This is a genomic window from Sphingomonas sp. NFR04, assembly GCF_900114095.1.
GTDB lineage: Bacteria > Pseudomonadota > Alphaproteobacteria > Sphingomonadales > Sphingomonadaceae > Sphingomonas.
This window is the reverse complement of record NZ_FORV01000003.1, coordinates 488,196-507,621: the sequence shown is the minus strand read 5'-3', so window position 1 is coordinate 507,621 and position 19,426 is coordinate 488,196. Positions and strand designations below refer to the sequence as shown.

Annotated in this window: 18 protein-coding genes; 8 read left to right on the top strand and 10 right to left on the bottom strand. The window is 68.8% G+C overall.

Features of this window, described 5'->3' with window-relative positions; genetic code table 11:
* From BM009_RS12315 to BM009_RS12300, 4 genes are read right to left on the bottom strand one after another with little or no spacing between them, the layout of a single operon-like run.
* A complete protein-coding gene (locus BM009_RS12315) occupies positions 1-594 on the bottom strand; it encodes an ABC-type transport auxiliary lipoprotein family protein (RefSeq protein WP_093296499.1) in 594 nt (197 codons plus the stop codon).
* Between the two features lie 8 nt (positions 595-602).
* Positions 603-1,568, bottom strand: a complete 966-nt coding sequence (locus BM009_RS12310) for an MlaD family protein (protein ID WP_093296497.1) — start codon at positions 1,566-1,568, stop codon at positions 603-605.
* On the bottom strand, positions 1,568-2,389 hold the full coding sequence (locus BM009_RS12305; RefSeq protein WP_093296496.1) for an ABC transporter ATP-binding protein: 822 nt from the start codon (positions 2,387-2,389) through the stop codon (positions 1,568-1,570). The genes BM009_RS12310 and BM009_RS12305 overlap by 1 nt, the downstream gene beginning before the upstream one ends.
* The gene (locus tag BM009_RS12300) at positions 2,386-3,495 is read right to left on the bottom strand and encodes an ABC transporter permease (protein ID WP_093296494.1); all 1,110 of its coding nucleotides are present in this window, start codon (positions 3,493-3,495) and stop codon (positions 2,386-2,388) included. Before BM009_RS12300 ends, BM009_RS12305 begins: the two co-directional genes overlap by 4 nt.
* Before the next feature lie 61 nt (positions 3,496-3,556).
* Between BM009_RS12300 and BM009_RS12295 the strand changes: the two genes are divergently transcribed.
* From BM009_RS12295 to BM009_RS12285, 3 genes are all read left to right on the top strand, one after another.
* A complete protein-coding gene (locus BM009_RS12295; protein WP_093296492.1) occupies positions 3,557-4,234 on the top strand; it encodes an HAD family hydrolase in 678 nt (225 codons plus the stop codon).
* Between the two features lie 91 nt (positions 4,235-4,325).
* On the top strand, positions 4,326-6,035 hold the full coding sequence (locus tag BM009_RS12290; protein WP_093296491.1) for a histidine kinase famiy protein: 1,710 nt from the start codon (positions 4,326-4,328) through the stop codon (positions 6,033-6,035).
* Positions 6,032-8,626 (top strand): PAS domain-containing protein, encoded by a 2,595-nt coding sequence (locus BM009_RS12285; protein ID WP_093296489.1) that lies wholly within the window; start codon positions 6,032-6,034, stop codon positions 8,624-8,626. Before BM009_RS12290 ends, BM009_RS12285 begins: the two co-directional genes overlap by 4 nt.
* Positions 8,627-8,630: 4 nt before the next feature.
* On the opposite strand, the gene BM009_RS12280 is transcribed toward BM009_RS12285, so the two are convergent.
* The 6 genes from BM009_RS12280 to BM009_RS12255 form a co-directional block, all read right to left on the bottom strand.
* The gene (locus BM009_RS12280) at positions 8,631-9,572 is read right to left on the bottom strand and encodes a Gfo/Idh/MocA family oxidoreductase (RefSeq protein ID WP_093296487.1); all 942 of its coding nucleotides are present in this window, start codon (positions 9,570-9,572) and stop codon (positions 8,631-8,633) included.
* A gap of 23 nt (positions 9,573-9,595) precedes the next feature.
* Entirely contained in the window at positions 9,596-10,441 is an 846-nt protein-coding gene (locus BM009_RS12275) for a class III extradiol dioxygenase subunit beta (protein ID WP_093296486.1), read from the bottom strand.
* The gene (gene ligA, locus BM009_RS12270; RefSeq protein ID WP_093296484.1) at positions 10,441-10,851 is read right to left on the bottom strand and encodes a protocatechuate 4,5-dioxygenase subunit alpha; all 411 of its coding nucleotides are present in this window, start codon (positions 10,849-10,851) and stop codon (positions 10,441-10,443) included. The genes BM009_RS12275 and ligA overlap by 1 nt, the downstream gene beginning before the upstream one ends.
* Positions 10,848-11,873: an amidohydrolase family protein gene (locus BM009_RS12265; protein ID WP_093296482.1), complete on the bottom strand. Its 1,026-nt coding sequence runs from the start codon at positions 11,871-11,873 to the stop codon at positions 10,848-10,850. Before BM009_RS12265 ends, ligA begins: the two co-directional genes overlap by 4 nt.
* A complete protein-coding gene (locus tag BM009_RS12260) occupies positions 11,870-12,742 on the bottom strand; it encodes an NAD(P)-dependent oxidoreductase (protein ID WP_093296611.1) in 873 nt (290 codons plus the stop codon). Before BM009_RS12260 ends, BM009_RS12265 begins: the two co-directional genes overlap by 4 nt.
* 63 nt (positions 12,743-12,805) lie before the next feature.
* Positions 12,806-13,963, bottom strand: coding sequence for a LysR family transcriptional regulator (locus tag BM009_RS12255; RefSeq protein WP_093296481.1), 1,158 nt, complete (start codon positions 13,961-13,963; stop codon positions 12,806-12,808).
* Positions 13,964-14,064: 101 nt separating this feature from the next.
* On the opposite strand from BM009_RS12255, the gene ligK reads away from it, so the two are divergent.
* The 5 genes from ligK to BM009_RS12230 all read left to right on the top strand — a co-directional run bounded on the left by ligK (position 14,065) and on the right by BM009_RS12230 (position 19,392).
* Complete coding sequence (gene ligK / locus BM009_RS12250; RefSeq protein WP_093296479.1) at positions 14,065-14,739, top strand: 4-carboxy-4-hydroxy-2-oxoadipate aldolase/oxaloacetate decarboxylase; 675 nt, start codon at positions 14,065-14,067, stop codon at positions 14,737-14,739.
* 126 nt (positions 14,740-14,865) lie between these two features.
* A complete protein-coding gene (locus tag BM009_RS12245; protein ID WP_093296477.1) occupies positions 14,866-15,918 on the top strand; it encodes a 4-oxalomesaconate tautomerase in 1,053 nt (350 codons plus the stop codon).
* The gene (locus BM009_RS12240) at positions 15,915-16,796 is read left to right on the top strand and encodes an amidohydrolase family protein (protein WP_093296476.1); all 882 of its coding nucleotides are present in this window, start codon (positions 15,915-15,917) and stop codon (positions 16,794-16,796) included. The genes BM009_RS12245 and BM009_RS12240 overlap by 4 nt, the downstream gene beginning before the upstream one ends.
* 120 nt (positions 16,797-16,916) lie before the next feature.
* Entirely contained in the window at positions 16,917-18,032 is a 1,116-nt protein-coding gene (locus BM009_RS12235) for a polysaccharide pyruvyl transferase family protein (protein WP_093296474.1), read from the top strand.
* Positions 18,025-19,392, top strand: coding sequence for a Coenzyme F420 hydrogenase/dehydrogenase, beta subunit C-terminal domain (locus BM009_RS12230; protein WP_254772262.1), 1,368 nt, complete (start codon positions 18,025-18,027; stop codon positions 19,390-19,392). The genes BM009_RS12235 and BM009_RS12230 overlap by 8 nt, the downstream gene beginning before the upstream one ends.
* Positions 19,393-19,426 lie beyond the last annotated feature (34 nt).

Below are 19,426 nucleotides of genomic sequence, written 5' to 3'. Positions count from 1 at the left end.
TTACTTGCCGACCCAGTCCGCCACCTCGGCGGCTACCTGGTTGGCCGCCTGGTTGAGCGCCGGGCCGATCGCGGCGGTGGTGATCGCGGTCACCGGCACGTGCGCCTCGAAGCGGCGGCGTTCGAACGTCTGGGTGCCTTCGCGGCCCAGCGCCGCGTCGAACACCACCACCGCTTCCATCTTGCCCGCATCGACGCCGAAGCTGCGCACGTCGCCGCCCAGGCTGGCGCTGGGGGTGCTGAGCGACTGGCGGCGGCTGAGCACGATGCGGCCGGTGCGCGCGGCGATGGTGTCGGCGAGCAGCCGGCCGAACAGGCTGGCCGGCCCTTCCACCCATTGCGCATCCTTCACATAGGCGACCGTCGTCCCGCCCGGGCCCGAATGGACCGGCACCCGTGTCGTCGCCAGCTCCTGCGGCGCGTTGACCGGGCCGATCGTCACGGCCTTGACCGTGCCTGATTGCTGGACCTCGCCCGCGGGCAGCACCGCCGCCGGCTGCAGCGTCAGCAGCGAGGCGGGCGGCTTGGCCGCGAAGGAAATGCAGCCGGAAAGCGACGCGGCGGCGAGCAGCGCGGCAATAGCGGATTTGTTCATCCGGAACCTCACTTCTTCGGCTTGTAGGTGGGCAGCGCAGGCGCCCCGATCAGGCTGGAGGCGCCCCCCTGATCGAGCTTGTGCGCGACATTGGTGAGCGCCAGCGACATCTCGCGCAGATCCTGCACGAGCTGGCCGACCTCGGGCATCGTCTTGTTCGAGAAGGCCTGGATCCCCGGCCGGGCATCGCCGATCGTCGCGTCCAGCGTCTCGACGCTCTTGCGCGCCGAGGTGATGGTGGCGTTGAGATTGGCGATGGTCGGCTTGATGTCGCTCGCCATCATGCCGTTGGTGGTGGCGGCGAGCTGGCCGATCTGCTGCGCGGCGGCGCCGGCCTGCTGGATCGCGACGCGCGTCTCGGCCAGCGTCGCGGCGATCTCGGGCCCGCGATCCGCCAGCGACTTGGTCAGCCGGTTGGTGTTGGCCAGGATGCCGCCGATCGAGGCCTGGTTCTTCTCGTCGAGCAGGTCGGACACGCGCTCGGTGAGCGTGGTCAGCCGCTCGAGCAGCTTGGGTGCCGAGCTGAGCAGCGCGCCGAGACCGCCGGCCTTGGTCGGGATCACCGGCACGCCCAGCGGGCAGGCCGCGCGGGGATTGTCCTTGGGGCATTCGATCGGCGGCTGGCCCTTCACCGCGCCGTCCAGCTGCACGGTGCTGGGGCCGGTGAAGCTGCCCTGGATCGTGGCGTTGGTGCCCTCGAGGATCGGCACGTCGGGCTGCACGCTGATGCGCACGCGCACCAGGCTGGGGTCCGGACGCCAGAACTGGATGTCCTTCACCGTGCCCGCAGGCACGCCCGAAAAGCTCACCGAGGAGCCGCGGCTGAGGCCGTCGACCGACTGCTTGAAGAAGATGTCGTACTGGCGCTCGTCACCGCCGCCCAGCCGCGACAGCCAGACGATGAACAGGCAGAGCACCGCCAGCAGGATCAGCACCACCGCGCCGACCAGCACATGATTGGAACGCGTTTCCATCAGCCCCTCTTATCCTCATGCACCGGCCGGTTCGGGCCCGCGACCGCGGCGCGGCCGCGCGGTCCGTTGAAATATTCCTGGATCCACGGGTGGTCCAACGCCAACAGCTCCGGAATCGTGCCCACCGCGATCACCCGCTTGTCCGCCAGCACCGCGACGCGGTCGCAGATCGCATAGAGCGTGTCGAGATCATGGGTGATCAGGAACACGGTGAGCCCCAGCGTCTTCTGGAGCGATGCGGTCAGCTCGTCGAATGCCGCCGCGCCGATCGGATCGAGCCCGGCGGTGGGCTCGTCGAGGAACAGCAGCTCGGGATCGAGCGCCAGCGCGCGCGCCAGCCCGGCACGCTTCTTCATGCCGCCCGAAAGCTCGGCCGGATATTTGGGGCCGGCCTCGGCCGGGAGCCCGGTCATCACCACCTTGTAGGCGGCGATTTCCTCGAGCAGTGCCTGGTCGAGCCCCGGATAATATTCCTTGAGCGGCACCTGGACGTTTTCGGAGACGGTCAGCGTCGAGAACAATGCGCCGCCCTGGAACAGGATGCCCCAGCGCTTGCGGATGTCGACCGCGTCGGTCTCCTCGCGGCCGATCGTGTTCTCGCCGAACACCTCGACGGTGCCGTCGAGCGGGGTCTGCAGGCCGATGATCGAGCGCATCAGCACCGACTTGCCGGTACCCGAGCCGCCGACCACGCCGAGAATCTCGCCGCGGCGCACGTCGAGGTCGAGATCGTCGTGAACGATCTGTTCGCCGAAGCCGTTGCGCAGGCCGCGGACGCGGATCAGGATTTCGCGATCATTGTCGCGCGCAGCGTCGGTCATGCCCAACCCACATTGGTGAAGAACACCGCGAAGAAGGCGTCGAGCACGATCACCAGGAAGATCGCCTGCACCACTGCAGTGGTGGTGCGCTGGCCCACCTGTTCGGCATCGCCTTCCACCTGCATGCCGTGGAAGCAGCCGGCCATGGCGATGATCGCGCCGAACACAGGGGCCTTCACCAGCCCGACCCAGAGGTCGGTGAGCGGCACCACTTCATGGATGCGCTGGATGAAGGTGACCGGCGTGATGCCCAGGTCGACCCAGCAGAGCAGCCCGCCGCCGAGGATCGAGATGATCGAGGAATAGAAGCCGAGCAGCGGCAGCATGAACACCACCGCGAAGACGCGCGGCAGCACCAGCGCTTCCATCGGCGAGACGCCGATCGTGCGCATCGCGTCGATCTCTTCGGTCAGCTTCATCGTGCCGATCTGCGCGGCGAAGGCGGAACCCGAGCGGCCGGCGATCATGATCGCGGTCATCAGGATGCCGAGTTCGCGCAGCGTCAGCCGGCCGAGCAGGTTGATCGTGTAGATCTCCGCGCCGAACTGGCGCAGCTGCACCGATCCCTGCTGGGCGATGACGATGCCGATCAGGAAGCTCATCAGCCCGATGATGCCGAGTGCGCCGACGCCGACCACCTCGAAGCGCTGCACTGTCGCGTTGAAGCGGAAGCGGCGCGGATGGGTGATGACATGCCACAGCGCGAGCACCGTCGCGCCCATGAAGCCGAGCAGGCCGTACAGCGTCCTGCCCGAATTGATCACCGCCTTGCCGATCTCGTCGAGCGCACGGGTGAGAGATCCGGGCGGGGGCGGCGGAAGCTGGATCGGGTGTTCGGCGGCGACCACCTGGTCGAGCAGATGCTGCTCGTCGGCGTTCAGCCCCTCGATCTTGGCGCCGCGATCGCGCGCGAAGCGATGGACGACCCAGGCGCCCACGGTGTCCATCCGGCCGACCTCGCTGAGGTCGAGCCGGGCGACCCCGCCCTCCACCGTCTCCAGCCGCGCGGGCAGGTCGCCCAGGCAGGCAAGCGAAAGATTGCCGGAGAAGCGGAGCACCGCCTCGCCGTTGTCGTCGGACCGTTCAAAGTCGGCGGGTGCCCTCATCGAAACCCCCTTTCCGCGATTCTTGCTGGAACGGCAAGTTCCTCCGTGGCTAGAGAGCGCAATGCAACGCCTCGCCATCTACGACATGGACAAGACCATCACCGCGAAACCGACCTGGACGCGGTTCCTGCTGCACGTCGCGCGCACCCGTGCACCGTGGCGGCTGGGGCTGTTCCCGCTGGTGGCGCTGGGTGGCCTGGCCTATCTGGCGCGCCGGATCGATCGCGCGGGGCTCAAGCGCCTGTCGCACCGCCTGCTGCTCGGCCGCGCGCTGCCGCCCGCCGACATGACCGCGGTGGCCGAGGCCTTTGCCGATCTCGAGCTGCAGAAGGGCGTACTGCAGGGCGCCCGCGCGCAGATCGAGGCCGATCGCGCCGCCGGCTACCGGCTGGTGATGGCCACCGCCTCCCACCGTTATTATGCCGAGGCGATCGGCAAAAGGCTGGGCTTCGACGACGTGATCGCCACCAATGCGAGGCGGGACGGGCAAGGGCATATTCTCTCCGAACTCGAGGGCGAGAACTGTTACGGGCCCGTAAAGCTCCACATGATCGAAAATTGGTTGGCGGTAGAGGGTCTGCTGCGCGCTAACTGTTACGTCCGCGCCTATTCCGATCACGTCTCGGATGCGCCGCTGCTCGGCTGGGCGGACGCGGCGTTCGCGGTCAATGCGCACGGCCCGCTGGCAAAACTCGCCGCGGCGCGCGGCTGGTCGCAACTGGACTGGCGGGGGCGCTGACTTTTCCCTACGCTTCCAGAAGGTTCGCAACCGAAACGGCGTTTCGCGCATTTGTCTGGCGGGTTGCTGTGATCACGAGGAAGCCAGACGCGTGCAGAATGACGACGAGCATAAGCCCGCCGCGACCGGGGAATCGGCCGGCGATCTGAACGACTCGACCTCCTACAGCCCGACGGGCAATCATCCGACGCACCACTGGAAGCGTGCCGTCATCGGTACGCCCGGTTTGGGCGATCGCAGCACCGTATTCTTCGCCGCGCTGCAGATGACGCGGATGCCGATGACGCTCACCGATCCGAACCAGCCGGACAACCCGATCGTCTTCGCCAACAAGGCGTTCCTCGACCTCACCGGCTATGAGGAACACGAGATCCTCGGCCGCAACTGCCGCTTCCTCCAGGGCGCCGAGACCGATCGCGATTCGGTCGCCGAGCTGCGCGCCGCGATCGAGGCCAAGGAAGCGATCGCGCTGGAGCTGATCAACTATCGTCGCGACGGCAGCTCGTTCTGGAACGCGGTGTTCATCGCGCCGGTGCTCGGGCCCGATGGCGAGCTGCTCTATTTCTTCGCCAGCCAGCTCGACGTGACGCGGCGGCGCGAGTCCGAACAGGCGTTCCGCCAGGCACAGAAGATGGAGGCGATCGGCCAGCTCACCGCCGGCCTGGCGCACGATTTCAACAACCTGCTCCAGGTCGTGTCGGGCAATGTCGACATCGTCGCCAGCCAGACCGAGGACGACCGGCACCAGCGGCTGCTCAACAACGCCGCGCGCGCCGCCGATCGCGGATCGAAGCTCACCCGCCAGCTGCTCGCCTTCGCGCGCAAGACCCGGCTGGAGCCCAAGACCGTGGACATGAACCAGCTGATCCACGACTTCGGCGACCTGCTCGACAACACCGTCGGCGCGCAGATCCGGCTGGTCACGGCGCTCGAGCGGCGGCTGCCGGCAGTGCAGATCGATCCCACCCATCTGGAAATGGCGATCCTCAACGTGCTGCTCAACGCGCGTGACGCCATGCCCAAGGGCGGTACCGTCACCATCGCGACGCGGCTGTGGAAGCTCAACGGCGATGCGCCGATGCACCAGCTGCCCGAGGGGGACTATGTCGTCCTAACCATCCGCGACGAAGGCACCGGCATGCCCGAGGATGTCCGCCGCCGCGCGACCGAGCCCTTCTTCACCACCAAGGGCGCCGAGCGCGGCACCGGGCTGGGCCTTGCGATGGTGCATGGTTTCGTCCAGCAATCGCTGGGGCGTCTGGAGATCGACAGCGCGCCCGGCGAGGGGACCGAGATCCGCATGCTGTTCCCGGTTGCCAATGCGATGACCGGCGCGACGCCCTCCGCCCCCGCACCCAAGGCAGCGCTCGGCAAGGGCGCCACCGGCGGCAGCGAGACCATCCTGCTGGTCGAGGACAGCGACGACGTCCGCGCGCTGGCGCAGGAGCAGATCGCCGCGCTCGGCTACCGCGTCGTACTCGCCGCCAGCGGCGAGGAGGCGCTGGAGCGGCTCAAGACCGAGACGATCGACCTGCTGTTCACCGACATCGTCATGCCCGGCGGCATGAGCGGGCTCGAACTGGTCGAGCAGTTCCGCGAGACCCATCCCGACACGCCGGTGCTGATGACCACCGGCTATAACGAGGACCTCGTCGCCGACATCCCGCGCGGTTCGAACCTCGACGTGATCGGCAAGCCCTATCGCCGCGAGCAGCTGGCCGATCGCATCCGCGCCGCGCTCGACCGGCGTACGACGGGTCCCCGCCGCGACATCAATCCGATCGTGCCCGCCGAGGGATGAACCCGCCGGCGGGCCTTGATGCCCCCGGCACGGCACCGCTCGATCGACTGATCGCGGCGCGGGACTGGCGTGATTCGCCGCTCGGCCCGCCCGAGAGCTGGCCCCGCAGCCTGCGCGACGCGCTGCTGCTGATGCTGCCCTCGCATGCCCAGATCGCGATCTTCTGGGGGCCCGACTATGTCGCGCTCTACAACCCCGCCTATGCCCAGACGATCGGCAACAAGCATCCGCAAGCGCTCGGCAACCCGGCACAGCCTTATTGGGCCGAGACCTGGGACGAGCTGGGGCCGATGCTCGACCATGTCCGCAGGACCGGCAAGACGCTCTCGGCACGCGACCGCCGCTTCTACACCGAACGCTATGGCTTCGGCGAAATCGTCTATTTCGACATTTCGCTTTCTCCCGTGCTCGATGCGGACGGGGCGGTCGGCGGGGTGATGTCGGTGGTCTCCGAGACGACCGAGCGAGTCAAAGCCGATCGCCGGCTGCGCGAAAGCGAGGCGGCGCTGCGTGCCAGCGAGGGGCTGGCCCGCGAACAGGCCGACGAGCTTGCGGTGATGTACGACAACTCGCCGGTGGGGCTGGCGGTGCTCGACACCGATCTGCGCTATCTGCGGATCAACCGCCAGCTCGCCGAATGGAACGGCCTACCCATCGCCGACCATATCGGCCGCCATGTCAGCGAGATCGTCCCCGAACTCGGCGAGCAGGTGGTGGCGACACTATTGCGGGTGCTGGGCGGCGAGCCACTGCTCGGCATCGAGATCACCGGGGCGACGCGGGGGCGGCCCGACGGCACCTCCACCTGGCGGCAGAACTGGGTGCCGATCTATGACTGGGACGGCAAGGTCCACCAGATCGCGATCTCCTGCGAGGACGTGACCGAGGAGCGCCGCGCCCAAGTCGCGCTGGAGACGCTCAACCGTGTCGGCGCGGCGCTTTCGGCCGAACACGACCTCGAACGGCTGGTGCAGATGCTCACCGATGCCGGGGTTGCGCTCACCGGCGCCAGCGTCGGCGCCTTCTTCCACAATGTGATGGACGAGAGCGGCGAGCGTCTCCACCTGTTCACGCTCTCCGGCGAGGACCGCGCGCGCTTCGAAGCGCTGGGGCGCCCGCGCGCCACCGCCATTTTCAAGCCGATCTTCCACAATGTGGTGATGCGCTCCGATGACGTGACGCGCGAAGCCGACTATGGCCGCAACGCGCCGCATCACGGCATGCCGCCGGGCCATCCCGTGGTCACCAGCTATCTGGCCGTGCCGGTGGTGTCGCGCGATCGCTCGGTGCTGGGCGGGCTGCTGTTCGGCCATCCGCTACCCGGGCGATTCACCGCGCGGCACGAGGAACTGGCGCGCAGCCTCGCCGCCCAGGCCGCGGTGGCGATCGACAATGCCGGGCTGCTCGCCGACGTGCGCGCCGCCAACGAGACGCTGGAGCGCCGCGTCGAGGAACGCACCGCCGCGCTGCACGAGACCGAGGCGGCACTGCGCCAGAGCCAGAAGATGGAGGCGATGGGCCAGCTGACCGGCGGCGTCGCGCATGACTTCAACAATCTGCTGACCCCGATCATCGGCAGCCTCGACCTGATCCTGCGCAAGCGCGGCGACGATCCGGTGCTGCACCGGTTGCTCGATGGCGCGATGCGCTCGGCCGAGCGGGCGAGCACGCTCGTCCAGCGGCTGCTCGCCTTCGCCCGCCGCCAGCCGCTCCAGCCCGCGCCGGTGGACATGGCGGCGCTGGTCGACGGCATGGTGCCGCTGCTCGCCAGCACGCTCGGCCCCAAGATCGCGCTGTCGGTCAGCAAGCCCGAGACGCTGCCGCCCGCCCATGCCGATGCCAACCAGCTGGAAATGGCGCTGCTCAACCTGGCGGTGAACGCGCGCGATGCGATGCCGGACGGCGGCGCGCTCGAAGTGCGGCTGGGGCTCGGCGCGGCCGCCGAGGCGCCGACGCCGCTTGCCGAAGGGTGCTATGTGCGGCTGGCGGTGCGCGATACCGGCTCGGGGATGGACGCCGCCACCCTCGCCCGGGCGATCGAGCCCTTCTTCTCCACCAAGGGCGTCGGGCGCGGCACCGGGCTCGGCCTGTCGATGGTCCACGGGCTTGCGAGCCAGCTGGGCGGCACGATGGGGCTGTCGAGCCGCCTCGGCGAAGGCACCGAAGTCGAGCTGTGGCTGCCGGTCAGCGCCGAAGCGCTTGCCGCCATCGAGGCGCCGCAGCGCCACGAGCCCCATGACGGCGCCGGCATGGTGCTGCTGGTCGACGACGAGGATATCGTCCGCGGCACGGCGGCAGAGATGCTCCGCGCCCTCGGCTATCAGGTGCAGCTGGCGGATTCGGCCGAGGCGGCGCTCGGCATGCTCGACCGGGGGCTGGTGCCCGACCTGCTCGTCACCGATCACCTGATGCCGGGGATGACCGGCACCGATCTCGCCCGCACGGTGCAGGCGCGGCTCGGCACGCTGCCGACGCTGATCGTCTCGGGCTATGCCGATGTCGAAGGGCTGGGGCGCGACTTCGCGCATCTCCCCAAGCCCTTCCGCCAGGCCGATCTCGCCCGTGCGCTGACCCTGCTCGGCGTCCGCTGAATCCTCAGCCGGCCAGCTGGGTCTCGAGCTGCCCGAGCACGCGGTAGCAATCGAACACCTGGGCGACCGAGCTGTTCGGCTCGCGCCCTTCGCGGATCGCGGCGACGAATTCCCGGTCCTGCAGCTCGATGCCGTTCATCGACACATCGACCTTGCTGACGTCGATCGGTTCTTCCTTGCCGTTCACCAGATCGTCGTAGCGGGCGATATAGGTGCCATTGTCGCAGATATAGCGGAAGAAGGTGCCCAGCGGCCCGTCATTGTTGAAGCTGAGCGACAGGGTGCAGATCGCGCCGCTTTCGCTCTTTAGCTGGATCGACATGTCCATCGCGATGCCGAGCTCGGGGTGGATCGGCCCCTGCACCGCATGCGCCTGGACGATCTTGCCGGCCTGATAGGCGAACAGGTCCACCGTGTGCGCGGCATGGTGCCACAGCAGATGGTCGGTCCAGCTGCGCGGCTGGCCCTTGGCGTTGATGTTCTTGCGGCGGAAGAAATAGGTCTGCACGTCCATTTGCTGGACCGCGATCTCGCCTGCGGTGATGCGGTTGTGGACCCATTGGTGGCTCGGATTGAAGCGCCGGGTGTGGCCGACCATGCAGACCAGCCCCGTCTCCTGCTGTTTGGCGAGCACCGCCTGCGAATCCGCCCAGCTGTCCGCGAGCGGGATCTCGACCTGGACGTGCTTGCCGGCGTTCATGCAGGCGATCGCCTGTTCGGCGTGCATCTGGGTGGGCGTGCAAAGGATCACCGCGTCGACATCGTCGCGGGCGAGCGCATCTTCCAGCTCCGTCGAATGATGCTTGGCGCCGTATTTCTCGGCGACCGCTTCGGCTTGCTCGGCGGTGCGGCTGATGATCGAGGTGATCTCCACCCCGTCGATCTTCTGCAGGCCGTCGAGATGCTTTTCGCCGAACGCGCCGGCGCCGGCCAGGGCAATACGCATGGAGGTCTCCTGTAAGTCTTGGATCAGCGGACGGGTTCGAGCACGAGATGCCCGACCGCGGTGTTGGAAGCAGGCACGTGATAATGGCGGTGCAGCGCCCGCACGTCGCGCCCCAGTGCGCCGCGCATGATCAGCCACATCACCATCTCGATGCCCTCGGAGCCGGTCTCGCGCAGATATTCGATGTGCGGGATGGCGCGCAGTTCGTCGCCATAGGGGCCGCTCATCCAGTCGAGGAAGCGATTGTCCCATTCGGCGTTGATCAGGCCCGCACGCGGCCCCTGGAGCTGGTGGCTCATGCCGCCGGTGCCCCAGACCTGCACGTTGAGATCCCCGGGATAGCTCGCCACCGCCCGCGCAATCGCCTCGCCGAGCAGCCAGCAGCGATTGCCGGTGGGCGGCGGATAGGTGACGACGTTCACCGCCAGCGGCACCACCTGCACGGGCCAGGCCTCGGGCTGGCCGAATAGCAGGCTCAGCGGCACGGTGAGGCCGTGATCGACCTGCATCTCGTTGACGATGGTCAGGTCGAACTCGTCGAGGATGCAGCTCTGGGCGATATGCCAGGCGAGATCGGGATGGCCGATCACGTCGGGCACCGGGCGCGGGCCCCAGCCCTCGTCGCAGATGCCGTAGCGCTCGGCGCACCCGATCGCGAAGGTGGGGATCACCCGCATGTCGAAGGCCGAGGCATGGTCGTTATAGACCAGGATCACCACGTCGGGCTTCTCATAGGCGATCCACTGTTTCGACCAGTCGTATCCGGCGAACACCGGCTGCCAATAGGGCTCGGCGGTCTTGCCGAGATCGATCGCCGCGCCGACGGCGGGGACATGGCTGGTAGCGACGCCCGCGCTAATCCGTGCCATCAATTTTTCTCCCGGATCGAGCGGACGCCTTGCGGGCTACGGCCGCCGGCGACCATCATCGCCTGATAGTCCTGCGGGCTCATCCCCGTCATCGTGCCCACCGCCTGCAGGAAGCTGAGCCCGTCGGTGGAGAATAGCTTGGCGAGGAAATAGATGTTGCCGCCCAGATCGAGGCAGCGGTTGTAGTCGCGGTGGAGCAGCGCCTGCTTCTGCTCCTCGCTGAGCGGCCAGGCGTCGAGATAGGCGCGTTCGTCGGCCTTGAACTTCGCGCGATTCTCCGCCGTCATCAGGCTCATCGCGAACTGGTTCATCCAGTACCCCTGCCGCGCCCGCGCCGCGGTGTAGACGCGGGTGCCTGGGATATCGTCGAACTCCGCCAGATAGGCGTGGATGTCGCGCGGCCCGCTCACAGCCCGCGCGCCTTCAGCTGGGCGTCGAGCCGCGGAAACACCCGGCGGGCATTGCCCTCGAAGATCGCGTGGCGCGCCGCCTCGGCCAGGTTGAGCGCATCCACATAGCGCTTGGTATCGTCGAAATACTGCCCGGTGGTGGGATCGATGCCGCGCACAGCCCCGACCATCTCCGAGCCAAACAGGATGTTCTTCGTGTCGATCACGTCCGCGAGCAGGTTGATGCCCGGCTGGTGATAGACGCAGGTATCGAAGAAGATGTTGTGCATCAGGTGCGTGTCGAGCGACGGCTTCTTGAGCATGTCCGCCAGCCCGCGATAGCGGCCCCAGTGATAGGGCACCGCGCCGCCGCCATGGGGAATGATGAAGCGCAGCGTCGGGAAATCCTTGAACAGATCACCTTCGAGCAGCTGCATGAACGCGATCGTGTCCGCCGCGATGTAATAGCCGCCGGTCGCGTGCATCGCCGGGTTGCAGCTGCCCGAGACGTGGATCATCGCCGGTACGTCCAGTTCCACCATCTTCTCGTAGAAGGGGTACCAGTAACGGTCGGTCAGCGGCGGATGGGTGAAGTGCCCGCCGCCGGGATCGGGATTGAGGTTGCAGCCGATGAAGCCGAGCTCGGTGACGCAGCGCTCCAGCTCCGCGATCGAGCCCTGCATATCGGCCTTGGGGCTCTGCGGCAGCATGCACACGCCGACGAAGGTCTCGGGGAACAGGCCGACGACGCGCGCGATCAGGTCGTTGCAGCGGCGCGCCCATTCCTTCGCCACGCCCTCGTCGCCGACATGCGGGGCCATCGCCGAGGCGCGGGGCGAGAAGATCGTCAGGTCGGCGCCGCGCTCCTGGATCAGGCGGAGCTGGTTGGACTCGATCGTCGTGCGGATCTCGTCGTCGCTGACCTCGGGATAGGGCGGCGGGGTCTCGCCGGCCTTGAACGCCGCCTTCTGCGCCTCGCGCCAGGCGTCGTGCGCCTTGGGCAGCACGGTGTAGTGGCCGTGACAGTCGATGATCATCGTCATGCGGGTTTCGTCCTCTCCTCGATCGCGGCGAGCTTCTCCGCCAGCCCCTCGGGCGGGGTGCCGAGCCCGAGCGTGCCGATCGCGCGCTGGCGCTCGACGGTGCCGCGGGTCATGGCGGCGCCGGTGCCCAGCGCTTCCAGGGTCTTGACCACTTCCTCCATCTCGGCGGCGCGGCGCAGCCCGTGGATCAGCATGCGATCGAGATTGTAATCGGCGCGCGCTTCCCAGGGCCGGGGGCGCTCGCTGGCGTCGAGCGAGGCGAGCACCGCGTCGCGCACGCCCGCCGCCTCGGCCGCCAACACGCATTCCGCGGTCAGCGCCTCGATGCCCTTCACCATTACTGACCGGATCATCTTGATCGACGAGGCACGACCGACCGCGTCGCCGACGATGCTGAGATTCTGGAAGCCGAGCCGGGCCAGCGCCGCCGCCGCGGCTTCGGCCTGCGCCCCGCTCAGCAGCAACGGCACCGCCAGGCGCGCGGGATCGACCGGCGCGAGGATGGCAAGGTCGACATAGTGTGCGCCCGCCGTGGCCACCGCCCGCGCGGCCGCCTGCTTGGTCTGCGGTGCGACGCTGTTGCCGTCGCAGTAGAGCGCGCCCGGGGCCAGATGCGGCGCGGCGGCTTGCGCGACGGCCAGCGCCTGATCGGCGGTGACGAGCGACAGGACGAGCGGGCGGTCGGCCAGTGCTTCGGCCGGCGTCGCGGCGCCCTCGATGCCGGCCTCGGCATAGCGCTCGCGCATCGCGGCGGCATCGGCGCCGTCGGTCTTGCGATCGAACACCCGCGCATCGGTTTCCCAGCCGCCGGCGCGCGCGAAGGTCGAACCCGCCTCTCCAAAGCCGATCAGGGCGATCCTGTCTTGCATGGGTTCGGCATGGCCGAGCCGCGTCGGGGTCACCAATCGAATCCGCCGCCCCGCTATAAGTTTTTACGTATAGAGCGTTGCCGCCGAGGCATGGAGCGTCGCCAGGAAAGCGGCCTGTGCGCGGGTGGGCCGCCAGTCGGCGCGGTGGGTCACGCCGATCGTCCGCGTGACCGCGCCGGGCGCCGGCCCCAGATCGACGAGCAGCCCGCTGGCCAGTTCCACCGAGAGCTGGTCCACCGAGAGCAGGGTCAGCTCGTCCCCGGCCTGGAGCAGCTCGCGGATCGTCATCACCGAGCCGCATTCGATCGGCACCGGCGGCAACGGCCCGCCGATCGCGGCAAACAGGTTGCGCCACAAGCTGCGCAGCGGCGTACCCTCGGGGGGCACGATCCAGCCATGGCGGTGCAGCGCCGTGAGCCGATCGGGCGCGGCCGCCAGCGGATGCCCGGCGCGGGCGATGATCGTCGGCCGGTCGTCGAACAGCCGCGCCTGGACCAGGTCCGGCCCCAGCGTCTCGGGATCGCGCAGCGCGCCGATCATCAGGTCGACTTCGCCGTCGCGCAAGGGTCCCACCAGCTCGCCATGCGCGCCTTCGTGGATCAGCAGGTCGATGCCCGCATGGTCGCGGCGGAAGGCGTTGATCGCATGGGGCAACAGCCTTGCCCGGCAGAGCGGCATCGCGCCGATCGAGATGCGGCCGGCACTGCGCCCGACCAACTCGCCGAGATCCTCCACCCCCGCGCGCAGCTCGGCGAGCGCCAGCCGCAGCCGCCGCGCCACCTGCACCCCATAATGGGTGAGCACCAGCCCCCGCCCCCGCCGGTCGACCAGCCGTTGCCCCAGCGCCAGCCCGAGATCGCCGACCGCGCGGTGCAGCGAGGAAACCGTCACGCCCGCCGCCTGCGCCGCCGCCGGGTAGCTCCCCTGCTGCGCCAGCGCGACGAACGCGCGCAGCTGCGCCGCCGTCACCCGGTTGCTGCCGATCAGCCGCAGCGCCGCCTCCACCCGCGGGGCGAGCCGGGCGGCGGCCTCGGTGGGTACCATGCCCGTCGCGCGCCGCTCGAACAGCGCGATCCCCAGCTGCGCCTCCAGCTTGGCGATGCCCTGCGTCGCCGCCGGCTGGGTGAGATTCACCGCCTCCGCCGCGCGGCTGACGCTGCCCAGCCGCACCGCAGCAGCCATGGCGGCGAGGTGGCGGATATTGAGCTGATCGACCTGCACAAACGACGATTAGCAAAAACTAATGACCCTGCCATCCTTCCGATTGGATGCCGCCGCCCTAAACGCGCACCGCCACCGGCGAAGATCCAAGAGGAGCTGCCATGTCGGGCATCGTCGTCCAGACCATCGAACGCGCCGATCCTGCGGTGATCGACGGCCTCGCCCATGCCGGCGTCGCCACGGTGCATGAGGCGCAGGGCCGCACCGGGCTGCTCGCCCCGCACATGCGGCCCATATACGTGGGCGCGCGGATCGCGGGCAGTGCCGTCACCATCTACGCGCCGCCCGGCGACAATTGGATGGTGCATGTCGCGATCGAGCAGTTGCGCGACGGCGACATCCTGGTGCTCGCCCCCACCAGCCCGTGCACCGACGGCTATTTCGGCGACCTGCTCGCCACCTCGGCGCAGGCGCGCGGCTGTCGCGGGCTGATCATCGATGCGGGCGTGCGGGACGTGCGCGACCTGACCGCGATGGGCTTTCCGGTCTGGTCCAAGGCGGTGCATGCGCAAGGGACGATCAAGGCGACGCTCGGCTCGGTCAACGTGCCGGTCGTCTGCGCCAATGCGCTGGTGAACGCGGGCGACGTGATCGTGGCGGACGACGACGGCGTGTGCGTCGTGCCCCGTGCAAGTGCGGCTGCGGTTTTGGAAAAGGCGCAGGCGCGCGAGGCGTCCGAGGAGGCCCGGCGCAAGCGGCTGGCGGCGGGCGAACTCGGGCTCGACATCTACAATATGCGGCCGAAGCTCGAAGCGATGGGCCTGAAATATGTGTGAGGCACGCGCCAACAGCCGTCATCCCCGCGCAGGCGGGGATCCATTGGCCGTGCCGTCCCGGCGCCTGCCGGAAGCGATTTGCGAATGGATCCGCCCCGCGGGGATGACAGAAATGGGGTACGCCGCATGACCGCCGCCCGGGTAATGTGGATGCGCGGCGGCACCTCCAAGGGCGCCTATTTCCTCGCCGAAGACCTGCCCGCCGACACCGCCGCGCGCGATGCCTTCCTGCTGCGGATCATGGGCTCGCCTGATCCGCGCCAGATCGACGGCATGGGTGCCGCCGATCCGCTGACCAGCAAGGTCGCGGTGGTGCGCAAATCCAGCCGCGAGGGGGCGGATGTCGACTATCTGTTCCTCCAGGTGTTCGTCGACCAGGCGATCGTCTCCGACGCGCAGAATTGCGGCAACATCCTCGCCGGCATCGGCCCCTTCGCCATCGAGCGCGGGCTGGTCGAGGCGCAGGAGGGCGAGACACGCGTCCGCGTCTATCTGGAGAATACCGGCCAGCGCGCCGTCGCCACGGTGCAGACGCCGCAGGCCCGCGTCACCTATGCCGGCGACGCACGAATCGATGGCGTGCCCGGCACCGCCGCCCCGATCCCGCTCGAATTCCGCGACACCGCCGGCTCCTCCTGCGGCGCGCTGCTGCCCACGGGCAAGGTGGTGGACGTAGTGGAAGGCGTGCCCGTCACGCTGATCGACAACGGCATGCCCTGCGTGGTGATGAAAGCCGAGGATGTCGGCATCACCGGCTATGAAGACCGCGACGCGCTGGACGCAGACACCGCGCTCAAGGCCCGGATCGAGGCGATCCGCCTCGCCGTGGGCGAGCGCATGAACCTCGGCGACGTGCGCGAGAAATCGGTGCCCAAGATGATGCTGGTCGCCCCACCCCGGAACGGCGGCGCGGTGACGGTGCGCAGCTTCATCCCGCACCGGGCGCATGCCTCGATCGGCGTGCTCGGCGCGGTGAGCGTCGCCACCGCCTGCCTGTTGCCCGGCTCACCCGCGGCCGAGGTCGCCGTCGTGTCCGATGGCCGGCGCAAGACGCTCTCGGTCGAACACCCCACCGGCGAGACGACCTGCGTGATGGAACTGGACGAGGCGGGCAATGTCGCCACCGCCGCGATGCTGCGCACCGCGCGCAAGCTGATGGACGGAGAGGTTTTCGCATGAGCCGCATCACCAGCTGGCACGCCGATCCCAGCACACCGCGCTTCACCCCGCCTCCTGGCGCAGTGGACGCCCATTGCCACGTGTTCGGCCCGATGGCGGACTTCCCGTTCAGCGCCAAGGCCAAGTATCTGCCCGAGGATGCCGGGCCCGAGATGCTGTTCGCGCTCCGCGACAAGCTCGGCTTCACCCGCAACGTCATCGTCCAGGCGAGCTGCCACGGTACCGACAATGCCGCGACGCTGCACGCCATCGCCCGGTCCAACGGCAAGGCGCGCGGCGTGGCGGTCGTCGATCCGGCAATTACCGATGCCGAACTGGAAGCGCTCCACGCCGGCGGAATCCGCGGCGTACGCTTCAACTTCCTCAAGCGCCTCGTAGACGATGCGCCCAAGGACAAGTTCCTAGAGGTCGCCCGCCGCATCCAGCCGCTCGGCTGGCACGTCGTCGTCTATTTCGAGGCCGACATCCTCGCCGAGCTCCGCCCGTTCCTCGACGCGATTCCGACGCTTCTGGTGATCGACCATATGGGCCGCCCGGACGTGGCGCAGGGCCCGGACGGTCCCGACATGCGCGCCTTCCGCGCGCTGCTCGACAGCCGCAACACCATCTGGACCAAAGTCACCTGCCCCGACCGGCTCGACGCCAAGGGCCCGCCCTGGGACGATTTCGCGGCCGCGGTGGCACCGCTGGTCGCCGACTATCCGGACCGCGTGTTGTGGGGCACCGACTGGCCCCACCCCAACATGCAGGATGCGATCCCCGATGACGGCGCGCTGGTCGAAATGATACCGCGCATCGCCCCCACGGCCGAACTCCAGCACAAGCTGCTCGTCGCCAATCCGATGCGCCTGTACTGGCCCGAGACCTGGTCAGGATAACGTTAACCTTCAATTTTTAGGCTTAAGGCGAAACCGTGCGCCCTCCCCCTCGTTCATGGCGAAACCAGAGGGAGGACAGCACATGGCTTCGGCCGCTTTCGGCACCGGGTGCGCGCGCGCATGAAACTACCGGGATCCGACGATTCTTCGACGCTTCTCTACGACCTGCGCAGCGATACGCGCAGCGTCGGCATCCTCACCTTCCACCGCTGCATCAATTACGGCTCCTATTGGCAGGCGCGGTGCCTGGCCGAGGGCGTGCATGCGCGCGGCCACCGGGTGATGCTGCTCGACCATGAATCGCCGCGGGTCACCCGCGCCGAGTGGCGCAACGCGCTGCAGCCGACGCTGCCGGCGCGCGCCAGCGCCGAGGATCGCCGGCTGTACGGCGCCAAGCTCCGCAAGTTTCTCTGCGCCTTCGATGCGCTGCCGCTCTCGCCCGGCTTCGACCTGGTCGATCCGCTCGAGATGCCGCATGTCGATACCGTGCTGGTCGGCAGCGACGAGGTGTGGAACCTGCGCCATCCCTGGTATGGCGGCGCCTCGATCTTCTTCGGCCAGGGGCTCAACGCCGAATGCGTGGCTGCCTATGCCGCCAGCTTCGGCAGCTATGATGCCGATGCCGGGCTCGACCCCTATTGGCAGGACCAACTGCGCCGCTTCGACACGATCGCGGTGCGCGACGAAAACAGCCGCCGCCTGGTGGCGCAGGCGATCGGCAAGCCGCCCGCGCTGGTGCTCGATCCCTGCCTGCAGTTCCCGCCCCAGCCCGACGCGGCGACGCCGGTGCCCGAGGGCCGTTATGCCCTCGTCTATGGCCATGGCATGCCCGAGGCATTCGCGCAGGCGGCCCGGGCCTGGGCGTCGGCACGCGGCATAAGGCTGATCAGCATCGGCTATCGCAACGACTGGGCGGACGAGCAATGGCTCGATGCCGGCCCGCACGACTTCGCCGCGGCGATGGCGGGGGCGCAGGCGGTGCTGACCAACTTCTTCCATGGCTGCGTGTTCGCATTGCTCAACGACACGCCCTTTGCCTGCGCGCCCTCGCCCTATCGGATGAACAAGGTGCGCGACCTGACCGAGCTGCTCGGTGCCGAGCGGCACCTGCTGGTGCCCGGTGCGCGGATCGACCTGGGCGCGATCCTCGACGTGCCGCTCGACGCGGCGATCGGCGGCAGGATCGAGGCGATGCGCGACCAGTCGAACGCCTATCTGGACAAGGTGCTTGGCTGAGGCGCCCAGCCCGGCCGCCATCGTTCGCTCCGGATTGTGCATCGGCTGCGGCGGCTGCGCGTCGAGCGGCGGCGGCGGGCATATGGGCTGGGACGGCTACCGCCAGCTCAAGCCCCAGGGACCGCCCGGCTGGCGCGAGACGCCGACGCCGCGCTTCGCCGCCACCTGCCCCTTCTCGCCCGAAGCCGTGGACGAGAACGCGATCGCCGGGGATCGCTTTCCAAGCGCGCCGATCGCCGACCAGCGGATCGGCCGGTTCGAGACCGCCTATGTCGGCCATGTCGCCGAGGGGGATTTCCGTGCCGGCGGCAGCTCGGGCGGGATGGTCAGCTGGGTCGCCGCCGAGCTGCTGCGCCGCGGGCTGATCGACGGCGTCGCGCATGTCGTGCCGCTGCCCGGCCCCGGCGCGCCGCATTTCGGCTATCGCATCTCGCGCAGCCTCGACCAGATCGCCGAGGGCGCGCGCTCGCGCTACCACCCGGTGCATCTGGCGCATGTGCTCGACGAGATCCGCCGCGTGCCGGGCCGCTATGCCGTGGTCGGCATTCCCTGCTTCGTGAAGGCGGTGCACCTTGCCCGCGCCGCCGAACCGGTGCTCGCCGAGCGGATCACCGCTACGCTGGGGCTGTTCTGCGGCCATATGAAAAGCGGGCGGCTGGTCGACAGCTTCGCCTGGCAGCTGGACGTGGACCCGGACGCGGTCACCGCGGTGGAGTATCGCCGCAAGGACGCCGATCGCCCGGCAAACTGGTACACCGCGCACCTAACGCTCGCCGACGGCAGCGCACGCTGGCAGGACTGGTGGCATCTGGCCGACGGCGACTGGGGCGCCGGCTTCTTCCAGAACAGCGCTTGCAACATGTGCGACGACGTCGTCGCGGAAACGGCGGACATTGCGTTCGGTGATGCGTGGGTGGAGCCCTATTCCTCGGACGGGCGCGGCACGAACGTCGTGATCGTCCGGTCCCCGCAGCTGCGCGACGTGGTGGCGGCGGCGATCGGCGACGGGCGGCTGGCGCTGGAAGGCGTCGACGCCGATTTCATCGCCGGTACGCAGGACGCCGGGCTGCGCCATCGCCGCGAGGGGCTCGCTTATCGACTGACCTGGGCACGCCGGGGGATCCGGCCAATCAAGCGCGTGGCGCCCAATGCTGCCGGGATCGGCTGGCGCCGGAAGCTGGTCTATCGCACGCGGGCGGGGATCGCCGCCTGGAGCCACCGCGTCGCCTGGGCGGCGGATCGGCTGGGCATGCCGAGGCTGTACATCCGCTGGGCCAGGGCGTCGCTCGGCCTCTACCAGGCGCTCACCTATTCGCGCGGCCGGTTCGGCGCCTGGCTCGACAAGCTCGAGCGCCGCTGAACGGGTCCCGGCCGAGCAGTGCCCGGCCGGGAAG